Genomic DNA, 12,223 nt, shown 5'->3' with positions numbered 1-12,223 from the left:
GGCCCGGCGGCCAGCGCCCGGCCCAGGCCGGCGAGCGCGCCGACCTGCCCGGCGAGCTCGGCTACCCCCGCGCCGAGCTCGTCCATGCTGGCCATCACCGCGTCGCCGCGGTCGAGCTGCGCGTTCGCCCGGTCGACCGCCGCGTTGGCGCGGGCGAGCACCGCCTGCTGGCCTGCGCGCGTCTCGCGCACCAGCGTGGCCGCGTCGCCGAGCACCCGCGTCAGGCGCACGGCCAGGTACACCCCCGCGCCGGCGAGCACGGCGAAACTCACCGCCGCGATCAGCGCGGCGACACCGGTCAGGCTCATGCTGGCTCTCCCGCGACGTCTGGCCCCGTGGTCATTCCCCGTCCCCTTCGCTGGCATCGCCACCGCCGGGCCCGCCACCTGATTCAGCACGCAGGATCTCGCGAATCAGCCGGGACCGTTCGGAAAAGCGGTTTTCCATGCCGTGGTCAGTGGGCTCGTAGTAAGTACGGCCAGTCACCACGTCGGGCGCGTACTGCTGCGCCGCGATGCCCTCGGGCAGGTCGTGCGGGTACACGTACCCGTCGCCGTGCCCGAGGCGCTTGGCCCCAGCGTAGTGCGCGTCGCGCAGGTGCGCTGGCACCGCCCCGATCAGTCCGGCCCGCACGTCCGCCTGGGCGGCGCCGATCGCCTTGACCACGGCGTTGGACTTCGGTGCCAGCGACAGGTGGATCACCGCCTGCGCCAGGTTGATCCGCGCCTCTGGCAGGCCGACGAACTCGACCGCGTGGGCGGCCGCGACGGCCGTCTGCAGCGCGGTCGGGTCGGCCATCCCGATGTCCTCGCTCGCGTGCACGATCAGCCGCCTGGCGATGAACCGCGGGTCCTCCCCCGCCTCGATCATCCGCGCGAGGTAGTGCAGCGCGGCGTCCGCGTCGCTGCCCCTGATCGACTTGATGAACGCGCTGATCACGTCGTAGTGCTGGTCCCCGTCACGGTCGTAGCGGACCGCGGCCCGGTCGACGGCGCGCTCCAGGGCCTGGGTGTCGATGGCCGCCGAGCCGAGGGCGGCCGCCTCCAGGTAGGAGAGCGCCCGCCGCCCGTCGCCGCCGGCGAGCCGGACCAGGTGCTCTCGGGCGTCGTCCGCGAGCGTGACGTTCCCGGCCAGGCCGCGCTCGTCGGCGAGGGCGCGGGTGACCAGCTCGCGGATGTCGTCATCGGAAAGGGGCAGCAGGGTCAGCAGCAGCGAGCGCGACAGCAGCGGGGAGACCACGGAGAACGACGGGTTCTCCGTGGTGGCGCCGATGAAGCTCACCCAGCGGTTCTCGACGGCAGGCAGCAGCGCGTCCTGCTGGGTCTTGCTGAACCGGTGCACCTCGTCGATGAACAGCAGGGTCTGCCTGCCGGACAGGCCGAGCTCGCGCCTGGCCGCGTCGACCGCCGCGCGCACGTCCTTCACGCCCGCGGTCACCGCGGAAAGCTCGGTGAACTTCCTGCTCGTGACTTGGCTGACCACGTACGCGAGCGTGGTCTTGCCGGTGCCAGGCGGGCCCCACAGCAGCAGCGACATCGGCGCGTCGTTGTCGATGAGCTTGCGGAACGCCGTGCCCGCGGCGGTCAGGTGCGGCTGGCCGACCACCTCATCCAGCGTCCGCGGCCGCATCCGGACGGCGAGCGGCGCGGCCTGCCTGGTCGCGCGTTCCTCCGCCTCATCGAACAAACTGTCCACGAACTGAGCCTACTGCGCAGGAAGCCTCTCATAGTCATGCTCGTTATGCTGCGGCGCTGCCGTCCGGCGCCGGGTGGCGGCGCAGTCAGCAGAGCACGGCTGCGGGGATCCCCGCCAGCCGTGGTTCGCCAGCACGGCGGCGGTCATGGCCGCGGTCTCGCAGGTCTGGTGCCTGACGTGCTTCCAGCCGAATCGCAGAGTCTGCTTGCGCAGGGTGGCCGCGTGGTTGTCACGCTCGCGGTCGGTCCACCGGTCCTCTTGCGGGTGCGTGGACGCGCCGTCGAGTTCGACGAGCACCCCGTAGTCCTGGTAACAGCGGTCACGGAAGCCTTTGCTGCCGTCCAGCTTGGTGTAGGGCGTCTGACGCGCCGCCTTGGGGAGGCCGTGAGCTTTCTCGACGTCACGGTCGTAGTGGTACTCAAGCAGCGAGTGCGTGCCGTGCGCCGCCTCGGTGATGAGCGCGTCCACGTCGCTTCGCCAGCGCAGCCGCCCGCGCAGCCGCGCGGTCGCGCGGAGCCTTCCCTCGCCGGTCAGCCGCCTGCCGAACGCGCGGGTGACCAGCGCGCACACCTCGTCGAACGTCCCGGCCTTGTCGATGAGGTCAAGCAGGGTGTCGTCGACGAGTGTCTGCGGCAGGACGCCGGGCGGGAAGCGCTGGCCGACGACCGTGCGCCGCGATGTGGAGATCCTCAGGCCCTCATATGGGGCAACTCGACGGGTGCGCGGCACCGAGAGGTGGACCAACGGTGCGGGCTTGTCGAGGAGCCGCTGGAGTTCGGCCGCGGTCTCGTGGCTAAGCACCGCGTCCGGGCCGGCGTACAGCACCGCCGCCCACAACCGGGCCTCGCGGGACACCGGGCCGCTGAACGTGACGTACACGCCAGGGTAGACGCGCTGCCATCGCCCTGTCGCGACCCGGTGGTCGATCGCGCCGTCCGACAGACCCGACCTGTGGGCCTGGGCCCGCGTAACAACTCCTGCCTGGTACCTCAGGAGTACCTCAAAGGGGACGTCCACGCCTCTTAGCATGCGTGGCGGTACCGACAAAACCGGCTCTGATCGATTAACGGGAAAGATCCTCCGACCCCCAGGTCCGAGGATCTTTCCCGTTGTCTGCGGAGGGTGGCTCAGGCGCCGGGCGGGGGGGCGGGCTTGGCGTCTATGCCGGCTTCCCGGCGCTGGGCGGGGGTTATCGGGGTGGGGGCGCCGGTCAGCGGGTCGGCGCCGCTGGCGGCCTTGGGGAAGGCGATCACGTCGCGGATCGTCTCCGCGCCCGCGAGCAGCATCACCACGCGGTCCCAGCCGAAGGCTATGCCGCCGTGCGGCGGCGGCCCGTACTTGAACGCGTCAAGGAGGAACCCGAACTGCGACCGCGCCTCCTGCGGCGACAGCCCGATCACGTCGAAGACGGCCTGCTGCATCGCCGGGCGGTGGATACGGATCGACCCGCCGCCGATCTCGTATCCGTTGCACACGATGTCGTAGGCGTCCGCCAGCGCCGCACCGGGCTGGTCGGCGAACTTGTCGGCCCATTCGGGCAGCGGGGCGGTGAACGGGTGGTGCACCGGCGTCCAGCCGCCCTCGTCGGTCTCCTCGAACATCGGCGCGTCGACAACCCAAAGGAACGACCACGCGGACTCGTCGACGAGGCCGCAGCGGCGGCCGATCTCCAGCCGCGCCGCGCCGAGCAGCTCCTGGGACGCCGCGGCGGCGCCCGCCGCGAAGAACACGGCATCCCCCGGCGTCGCGCCCACGGCCGCCGCCAGGCCGGCGCGCTCGGCGTCGGACAGGTTCTTCGCCACGGGCCCGCCGACGGAGCCGTCGCCGCCGATCAGCACGTAGGCCAGGCCGCGGGCGCCGCGCGACTTGGCCCAGTCCTGCCACCCGTCAAGCTCGCGCCGGGTCTGCGACGCCCCGCCCGGCATCACGACCGCGCCCACGTACGGCGCCTGGAACACCCGGAACTCCGTGCCGGCGAAGTGCTTGGTCAGGTCGGTCAGCTCGACGGCGAACCGCAGGTCCGGCTTGTCCGAGCCGTACCTGGCCATCGCGTCGGCGTATGTCATCCGCGGCAGCGGCCGCGGCACCCGGTAGCCGGCGAGCTGCTCCCACAAGGTGACCACGATGTCCTCGGCGACCGCGATCACGTCCTCGCGGGTCACGAACGACATCTCCAGGTCGATCTGGGTGAACTCCGGCTGCCGGTCCTTGCGGAAGTCCTCGTCGCGGAAGCAGCGCGCGAGCTGGTAATACCGCTCGAGCCCGCCGACCATCAGCAGCTGCTTGAACAGCTGCGGCGACTGCGGCAGCGCGTACCAGTTGCCGGGGCGCAGCCGGACCGGGACGAGGAAGTCGCGGGCGCCTTCGGGCGTCGACCGGGTCAGGTACGGCGTCTCGACGTTCACGAACCGGTGGTCGCGCATCACGTCGCCGAGCAGGTAGGCCGCCTGGGAGCGGACGCGCAGCGCCCGCGCGGTCTCCTCGCGCCTGATGTCCAGGTAGCGGTACCTGATCCGGACGTCCTCGCTGACGTCGGCGTCGCCCTCGACGGGGAACGGCAGCGGGTCCGCCTCGCTGAGCACCTCCACGGTCTGCGCGTCCACCTCGACCGCGCCGGTGGCGAGCTCGGGGTTCTCGTTGCCGGCCGGGCGCACCCGCACCTCGCCGGTCACCCGGATGCAGAACTCCGCCCGCAGCTCGTGGGCGGTCGCCTCCTCGCCGCGCCACACGATCTGCACGATGCCGCTGGCGTCCCGCAGGTCGACGAACACCACGCCGCCGTGGTCGCGCCGCCGCGCCACCCAGCCCGCCAGTACGACCTGCTCCCCCGCGTGCTCGGCGCGCAGGGTCCCGGCCTCATGCGTCCTGATCACGATGACAACCTCTCAATCAGCCACGCCGTAGCCTCGCTCGCCGGCACGTCGCGCTGCTCGCCGTTTTCAAGATCTTTCATCCGAACGGTGCCGTGGCTTCTCTCCGCCTCCCCGATCAGCGCCGCGTACCGGGCGCCGGAGTGGTCGGCGGCTCTCATCGCGCCCTTCAGCGCCCGCGTGCCGAACGCCATGTCGGCCCGCACCCCGGCCCGGCGCAGCGCGGTGACCAGGGTCAGCACGTCCCGGTGAGTTCGCTCGCCGAGCGGCACGCCGAACACCTGGCAGCCGGTGCCCGGGTGGGCAGCGGCCGCGCCTCGTTCGGACTCGATGGCCAGCACGATGCGGTCAAGGCCGACCGCGAACCCGATGCCAGGCAGCGGCGGCCCGCCGATGTCCTCAGAAAGCCCGTCGTACCTGCCGCCGCCGCCGACGCCGGACTGGGCGCCGAGCAGCGCGTGGTCGAACTCGTACGTCGTCCGGTTGTAGTAGTCGAGGCCGCGGACCAGGCGCGGCGCGTCCGTGAACGGGATGCCCAGGCCGGTGAGCAGGCCGCGGACCACCTCGTGGTGCGCGGCGCAGGCCTCGCACAGGTAGTCGGTCATCACCGGGGCGTTCGCCAGCTGCGCGCGCACCTGCGGCCGCTTGTCGTCGAGCACCCGCAGCGGGTTCAGCTCGATCCGCTCCCTGGTCTCGGCGTCCAGGTCGAGCGCGCGCAGGAACTTCTGCAGCGCCTCGCGGTAGACGGGGCGGCACACCTTGTCGCCGAGGGAGTTGAGCAGCAGCGTCAGCCGGGTGATGCCGAGCGCGGCGTAGGCGTCCCAGGCGACCGCGATCGTCTCGGCGTCCACGGCCGGGTCCTCGGTCCCGATCGCCTCAAGGTCGAACTGGTAGAACTGCCGGTACCGGCCGGACTGCGGGCGCTCGTAGCGGAACGCCGGCCCGGCCGTCCACACCTTCACCGGCAGCGCGCCCTTGTGCAGGTTGTGCTCGAGCACCGAGCGGACCACGCCCGCGGTGAACTCGGGGCGCAGCGTCAGCTCGCGCCCGCCGCGGTCTTCGAAGGAGTACATCTCCTTGCGCACCACGTCGCTTGACTCGCCGACCCCGCGGACGAACAGCGCGGTGTCCTCGAACACCGCCGTCTCCAGGTAGCCGTAGCACGCGAGGCGCGCCGAGCCGGCGAACGCCTCGCGGGCCGCCTCGAGTGTGGCGCTGCGCGGCGGCACGTATTCTGAGACCCCCTTGGGGGCCTGGAAAGACACGGTCAAAGCCCCCTTCGGGCTGGCTGAAGTCCGGTGAGGAAGGGATTGGTCCTGCGCTCGGCGCCGATGGTGGTCTGCGGGCCGTGCCCGGGCAGCACGAGCGTGTCGTCTGGCAGCGTGAGGGTCCGCGCGAGGCTGCGCAGCATCGCGTTGTCGTCGCCGCCTGGCAGGTCGGTGCGGCCGATCGAGCCGGCGAACAGCAGGTCGCCGCTGAACAGCGTGTTGCTGTTATCGGCGCGGATGGGGGCGGCGGGGGCGGCGGGGGCGGCGGCGGGGGCGGATGCGCGGCCGGGGTGGTCGGGGGGGGCGCCGATGCGGAAGGTTACCGAGCCGGGCGTGTGGCCGGGGACGTGGCCCACGGTGAACTCGCAGCCGCCCAGGGTCAGCGTCTCGCCGTCGGCGAGTTCCCGCACGTCGTCGGGCTCGGTGAACGTGATCCCGCCGAACAGCTGCTGGCCGACGGACAGCGCCAGGCCCTTGGCCGGGTCGGCGAGCAGCGCGCGGTCGTCCGGGTGAACGTAGGCGGGTATGCCCCTGGCGCCGCAGACCGGTGCGACCGACCACACATGATCTATGTGACCGTGCGTCAGGAGCACCGCGATAGGCTTCAGCCGGTAGCGGGCGAGAAGTTCCCCGATCTGGCCCTCGGCGTCCTGCCCCGGGTCGACGATCACGCACTGCTCGCCGGGGGCCGGCGCGACCAGGTAGCAGTTGGCGGCGAACACACCCGCGGGAAACCCAGTGACTAGCACGCAGACAGGCTACCGACTCGGCAGACAGTGCAGCGAACCGATAACGACAGTACCGCTTCTCATGGTGGCCAGGTACGATTCGCGAACGATCGTGCGGTTACGTCACCAAAGGCGGACGTTACCTGTGTAATCGCCAGACAGGTCGGATAGTGGAGGTCAAGATCCGTGGCGGGCAAGAAGGAGCGGGACCGCAGGCGCGCTCGCGAGCGTTATGAGCGCAGGCGCCAACAGCACCTGCAGCGGCGGAACAAGGTCCGCCAGTGGACCGGGATCGGGCTCGCCGTGGCCCTCGTCCTCGGGCTGGCCATAGGCCTATCGGTGGCGTTCGTGGGCGGCGGGTCGCCTAAGGCGTCCGCGTCGGCTAAGGCTACCGGGTCGAAGTCCGCCTCGCCGTCGGCCACCCCGACGGCGTCGACGATCGCCGAGCCCGCGCACCACTGTACCTACACCAAGGCCGGGACCGCCGCCAAGAAGGTCAGCCTGCCGCCGGCCACGCCGGACTACACGGCCTCCTACACCGCGACGATCAACACCAACCGCGGGAAAATCGATATCGACCTGCTGAACTCGAAGGCGACCTGCACGGTCAACTCGTTCGTCCACCTGGCCGAGGCCGGCTTCTGGAATGACAGCCAGTGCCACCGGGTGAGCGACAGCGACGAGATTTACATGCTGCAGTGCGGGGACCCGCTTGCGAAGGCCACCACGAAGCTGACCTGCTCGGAGGCGGCTAACGCGCCTGGCAGCGGCACGCCCGGGTACGAATTCGCCAGCGAAAACCTGACGGGGGCGACGTACAAGGCTGGAACGGTCGCGATGGCCAACACCGGTGCGGCGGACTCCAATGGCAGCCAGTTCTTCCTTGTGTTCAAGGCCAGTGACCTAGAGCCCGATTACACCCCGTTCGGGACAATTACCTCGGGCCTGGATATCCTGCAGAAAGTGGCGGCAGCGGGAACTACGTGTACCTATGCCGACGTAGGCGGCGGCGCGCCTAAGGAGAAGGTCATCATCGAGAGCGTGACGATCAAGAAGAAGACCTGAGCAAAGCACCACACATCGCCCTCATGACTGGGGCGGCAGAGAACCAGGAGGTTCGCCCGTGACCACCGCCAACGATCCCTGGGGTCGGGTAGACGCCGACGGGACGGTCTACGTGCGTACCGCCGATGGCGAGCGGGTGATCGGCTCGTGGGCGGCGGGGAGCCCGGAAGAGGCGCTCGTGTTCTTCCGGCGCAAATTCCTGTCGCTGGAGACCGAGGTCGCGCTCATCGAGCAGCGGATCGCCGCGACCGAGATCGCCCCCGCCCAGGCTCAGTCGACCGTGCAGCGGCTGCTGCACAGCGTCGGGGAGGCCAACGCGCTCGGCGACCTGGACGGGCTGCGGACGCGCCTGGAGGCGCTGACGACCGCGGTCGACCAGCGCCGCGAGGAGGTCAAGGCCGCCCGCGAGCACGCGCGCAGCGAGGCCCGCGAGGTCAAGGAGCGGATCGTCGAGGAGGCCGAGCGGATCGCCGCCGAGGCCACGCACTGGAAGGCCAGCGGCGAGCGGATGGCCGAGCTGCTCGAGGAGTGGAAGGCCGCGCCACACGCCGACCGCGCCGTCGAGGCGGTGCTGTGGAAGCGGCTGTCCGCGGCGCGCAACGCGTTCACCAAGCGGCGCAAGTCCTACTTCGCCTCGCTTGAGGCGGAGCGGGACGCGGTGCGGGCCCGCAAGGAGAAGCTGGTCGAGGAGGCCGAGGCGCTGTCGTCCTCGACCGACTGGGGCCAGACCACCAGCGCCTACCGCGAGCTGATGCGCCAGTGGAAGGAAGCGGGCCGCGCCGGGCGCGACGCCGAGGCCGACCTGTGGAAGCGGTTCCGCGACGCCCAGGACAAGTTCTTCGCCGCACGGACCGAGGTGTTCGCCGCCAAGGAAAGCGAACTGCGCTCGCACGCCTCGGTAAAAGAGCAGCTGCTCGCGGAGGCGCAGGCGCTGCTGCCGGTCAGCGACCTGCGGGCCGCGCGGGCCGCGCTGCGGTCCATCCAGGAGCGCTGGGAGCAGGCCGGCCCGGTGCCGCGCGAGTCGCGGGAGCAGCTCGAGGCCGGGCTGCGCCGGGTGGAGGAGACGATCCGGCGGGCGGAGGAAACCCAGTGGCGGCGCTCGAACCCCGAGGCGCTGGCGCGCGCCGAGGGGACGGTGGCGCAGCTGCGTTCGGCGATCTCGTCGCTGGAAGCGCAGCTGTCGCGGGCCCGCGAGCGCGGGGACACGGCCGGTATCCGCAAGACCTCCGAGGCGCTGGCGGCACGGCGGTCCTGGCTGGAGGAGGCCGAGCGAACGCTGGCGGAGTTCACCAGCTGAGGCCTGGCTCCCGCTCAGTTGGTCATGCGGTAGACGTCGTAGACGCCGTCCACGCCGCGGACCGCGCGCAGCAGGTCGCCCAGGTGCTTGGGATCGCCCATCTCGAAGCTGAACCGGCTGATCGCCACCCGGTCCCGCGTTGTGGTCACCGACGCCGACAGGATGTTGACGTGATGGTCGGAGAGCACCCTGGTCACGTCGGACAGCAGCCTGGTCCTGTCCAGCGCCTCCACCTGGATGGCGACAAGGAAAATCGAGGCGTCGGACGGCGCCCAGTGCACCGTGACCGTCCGCTCCTTCTGGGTCTCGGTGAGGTGGGCGAGGTTCACGCAGTCCACCCGGTGCACAGAAACGCCGTGGCCGTGGGTGACGAACCCCTGGATCTGGTCGCCGGGCACCGGCGTGCAGCACTTGGATAGCCGCACCCAGACGTCCGTCACGCCCTCGACCTCCACGCCGGAGTCGGTGGCGGTCTGCGACCGCGCCGCCCGCGCCACCCGCGCCGGGGTGGTGGCCTCGGCGAGGTCCTCCTCCGCGCCGGCCAGCCGGCCGACCAGGTGCACCAGCTTGGCCACCACCGACTGGGCGCTGATGCGGCCCTCGCCGACCGCCGCGTACAGCCCGGACAGGTCCGGGTAGCGCAGCTCCCTGGCCAGCGTCAGCAGCGTGTCCGCGCTCATCAGGCGCTGCAGCGGCAGCTCCTGCTTGCGCATGACCTTGGCGATCTGGTCCTTGCCTGCCTCCACGGCCGCTTCGCGGCGCTCCTTGGAGAACCAGCCGCGAATCTTGTTGCGGGCGCGGGCGCTCTTGACGAAGTTGAGCCAGTCCCTGTTCGGCCCGGCCTCCTGCGCCTTGGACGTGAAGATCTCCACGGTGTCGCCGTTGTCGAGCGTGGACTCAAGCGCCACCAGCCGGCCGTTCACGCGGGCACCGATGCACCGGTGCCCGACCTCGGTGTGGATCGCGTAGGCGAAGTCGACCGGGGTGGCATCCTGCGGCAGCGCGATCACCTCGCCGCGCGGGGTGAACACGTAGACCTCGTTGCCCGCCAGGTCGAACCGCAGCGAGTCGAGGAACTCCTCGGGGTCCTCGGTCTCGCGCTGCCAGTCGACGAGCTGGCGCAGCCAGGACATCTCCGTGGTCTCGTCGTTGCCCTTCCTCGCCCCGCCTGCGGCCTTGCCGTCTTTGCTGCCGCGGCCGGCGCCTGAGAACATCTCCTCCTTGTACTTCCAGTGCGCCGCCACGCCGTACTCGGCCCGCTTGTGCATGTCCCAGGTGCGGATCTGCAGCTCGACGGGCTTGCCGCCAGGGCCGATGACCGTCGTGTGCAGCGACTGGTACATGTTGAACTTCGGCATCGCGATGTAGTCCTTGAACCGGCCGGGGACCGGGTTCCAGCGCGCGTGGATCGTGCCGAGCGTCGCGTAGCAGTCCCGCACCGAGTCGACCAGGACCCTGATGCCGACCAGGTCGTAGATGTCGTCGAAGCCGACGCCGTGGGCGATCATCTTCTGGTAGATCGAGTAGTAGTGCTTCGGGCGGCCGGTCACCGTGCCCTTGATCTTCGCGTCCCGCATGTCCTCGTACAGGTCGGCGATGACCTCCTGCAAGAACACGTCCCGGCGCGGCGCCCGCTGCAAGACCAGCCTGGCGATCTCGTCGTACCGCTTGGGGTACAGCGTGGCGAAGGCGAGATCCTCAAGCTCCCACTTGATCGTGTTCATGCCCAGCCGGTGCGCGAGCGGGGCGAAGATCTCCAGCGTCTCGAGGGACTTGCGCTCCTGCCTCTCCCGCGACACGTGGCGCAGCGTCCGCATGTTGTGCAGCCGGTCGGCGAGCTTGATCACCAGCACCCGGATGTCCCGCGACATCGCGACGACCATCTTGCGCACGGTCTCTGACTCGGCGGAGTCGCCGTACTTGACCTTGTCCAGCTTGGTCACGCCGTCCACGAGCGCGGCGACGTCCTCGCCGAATTCGCCGCGCAGCTCCACGAGCGTGTACGGGGTGTCCTCGACGGTGTCGTGCAGCAGCGCCGCGCAGATCGTCTCGGTGTTCAGGCCGAGCTCGGCGAGGATCGTCGCGACCGCGAGCGGGTGCGTGATGTACGGGTCGCCGCTCTTGCGCTTCTGGTCCCTGTGCCAGTAGGCCGCCACCTCATAGGCACGCTCTACCATCCGGACGTCAGCCTTGGGGTGCGTGGCACGGATGGTCTTGATGAGCGGTTCGAGTACAGGGTTCACACCGGACCCCCGCTGGGCTCCGAGCCTCGCGAGGCGGCGGCGGACGCCGACGCCTGGCGGGGCTTGCTGCGGCTGCGCTGGCGACACCGGCTCCTTGCGCTCGGCGCGCTCGCCGCGCTCGGGGCCGTCAGGGCGCTCGGGGCCGTCAGGGCGCTCAGGGCGGTCGGATGGCTCCTGCCCGGCGGGCTCCTGGCGCGCGGGCACGCCGGGCAGCGGCGCGGTCGCCGTCGCCTGGTCCGTGTCGCCGTGGGCCTCGTCGCGAAGCTCCACCGTATCCCCGATCCGGGCAGCCTCGGCGCCGGCCGTGGCGGTTGTGATCACATCACCGGCCACTCGCGCTCCTCGCATCTGCCGAGCCATCAGTCTACTTACTAGTGTGAACTCCGGGGCAGACACCAGACATTCCGCACGGTCTCAGACAGTGAGGAGCGCTCGCACGTCCAGGCCGGAGAGGACGGAGCGACCGCCAAGGAACGACAGCTCCATCAGCACCGAGATCCCCGCGACCTCGGCGCCCGACTGCCCGATGAGGCTGGCCGTGGCCCGCGCGGTACCGCCGGTGGCCAGCACGTCGTCCACGATCAGCACCCGCTCCCCTGGCAGGAACGCGTCCTGGTGCACCTCCAGGGTCGCGCTGCCGTACTCGAGCTGGTACTCCTGGGCGAACGTCGCCGAGGGCAGCTTGCCCTTCTTGCGCACCGGCACGAACCCGGCCCCGGTCCGGTACGCCACCGGGGCCGCGAGGATGAACCCGCGCGCCTCGATGCCGGCCACCTTGTCCACCGGGCCGAAGGAGTCCGCCAGGGCGTCGACGACGGCGATGAACGCCGCCGGCTCGCCGAGCAGCGGGGTGATGTCCTTGAACAGCACGCCCGGCTGCGGGTAGTCGGGCACGTCGCGGATGTGCGACGTGATCAGGTTCGCGATGATTGTCTGCGCCTGGGCCACCGCAGCGCTACCGCCTCTTCTTCCTGGCGCCAGGGCGGCGCTGGGCGCTGCCGCCGCGGCGCGGCTGCTGCCGGCTTGTGGCCGGCCGCGGCCCGTCCCCGACCCGCCG

General features: G+C 70.9%; 10 protein-coding genes. 2 read left to right on the top strand and 8 right to left on the bottom strand.

Annotated features, from left to right (window positions below; all coding sequences use genetic code 11):
* The 6 genes from Q1N79_RS18060 to Q1N79_RS18035 form a co-directional block, all read right to left on the bottom strand.
* Positions 1-308 (bottom strand): DUF948 domain-containing protein (locus tag Q1N79_RS18060; RefSeq protein WP_300610378.1); only part of this gene is annotated, 308 nt, incomplete at its 3' end.
* A 31-nt stretch (positions 309-339) separates the two neighbouring features.
* Entirely contained in the window at positions 340-1,695 is a 1,356-nt protein-coding gene (locus Q1N79_RS18055; protein WP_300610376.1) for a replication-associated recombination protein A, read from the bottom strand.
* Between the two features lie 9 nt (positions 1,696-1,704).
* Complete coding sequence (locus Q1N79_RS18050) at positions 1,705-2,712, bottom strand: type IV toxin-antitoxin system AbiEi family antitoxin domain-containing protein (RefSeq protein WP_300610374.1); 1,008 nt, start codon at positions 2,710-2,712, stop codon at positions 1,705-1,707.
* 110 nt (positions 2,713-2,822) lie between these two features.
* The gene (aspS, locus tag Q1N79_RS18045) at positions 2,823-4,568 is read right to left on the bottom strand and encodes an aspartate--tRNA ligase (RefSeq protein ID WP_300610372.1); all 1,746 of its coding nucleotides are present in this window, start codon (positions 4,566-4,568) and stop codon (positions 2,823-2,825) included.
* Positions 4,565-5,830, bottom strand: coding sequence for a histidine--tRNA ligase (gene hisS / locus Q1N79_RS18040; RefSeq protein WP_367185093.1), 1,266 nt, complete (start codon positions 5,828-5,830; stop codon positions 4,565-4,567). The genes aspS and hisS overlap by 4 nt, the downstream gene beginning before the upstream one ends.
* A gap of 2 nt (positions 5,831-5,832) precedes the next feature.
* Entirely contained in the window at positions 5,833-6,582 is a 750-nt protein-coding gene (locus Q1N79_RS18035; RefSeq protein ID WP_300610368.1) for an MBL fold metallo-hydrolase, read from the bottom strand.
* 165 nt (positions 6,583-6,747) lie between these two features.
* Here Q1N79_RS18035 and Q1N79_RS18030 point away from each other — a divergent pair, with 165 nt between their 5' ends.
* Together Q1N79_RS18030 and Q1N79_RS18025 are read left to right on the top strand one after the other, a co-directional pair.
* Positions 6,748-7,626 (top strand): peptidylprolyl isomerase, encoded by an 879-nt coding sequence (locus Q1N79_RS18030; RefSeq protein WP_300610366.1) that lies wholly within the window; start codon positions 6,748-6,750, stop codon positions 7,624-7,626.
* 58 nt (positions 7,627-7,684) lie between these two features.
* Positions 7,685-8,923: a DUF349 domain-containing protein gene (locus tag Q1N79_RS18025; RefSeq protein ID WP_300610364.1), complete on the top strand. Its 1,239-nt coding sequence runs from the start codon at positions 7,685-7,687 to the stop codon at positions 8,921-8,923.
* Between the two features lie 14 nt (positions 8,924-8,937).
* Here the strand turns inward: Q1N79_RS18025 and Q1N79_RS18020 are convergent, their stop codons facing one another.
* Both Q1N79_RS18020 and Q1N79_RS18015 read right to left on the bottom strand, forming a co-directional pair.
* Positions 8,938-11,253, bottom strand: coding sequence for a bifunctional (p)ppGpp synthetase/guanosine-3',5'-bis(diphosphate) 3'-pyrophosphohydrolase (locus tag Q1N79_RS18020; RefSeq protein ID WP_300610381.1), 2,316 nt, complete (start codon positions 11,251-11,253; stop codon positions 8,938-8,940).
* 327 nt (positions 11,254-11,580) lie between these two features.
* Complete coding sequence (locus Q1N79_RS18015) at positions 11,581-12,114, bottom strand: adenine phosphoribosyltransferase (RefSeq protein ID WP_300610362.1); 534 nt, start codon at positions 12,112-12,114, stop codon at positions 11,581-11,583.
* Between the last annotated feature and the right edge of the window lie 109 nt (positions 12,115-12,223).

It is taken from the genome of Trebonia sp. (assembly GCF_030042015.1).
Taxonomy (GTDB): Bacteria; Actinomycetota; Actinomycetes; order Streptosporangiales; family Streptosporangiaceae; genus Trebonia.
This window is presented reverse-complemented; position numbering and strand designations above follow the sequence as displayed.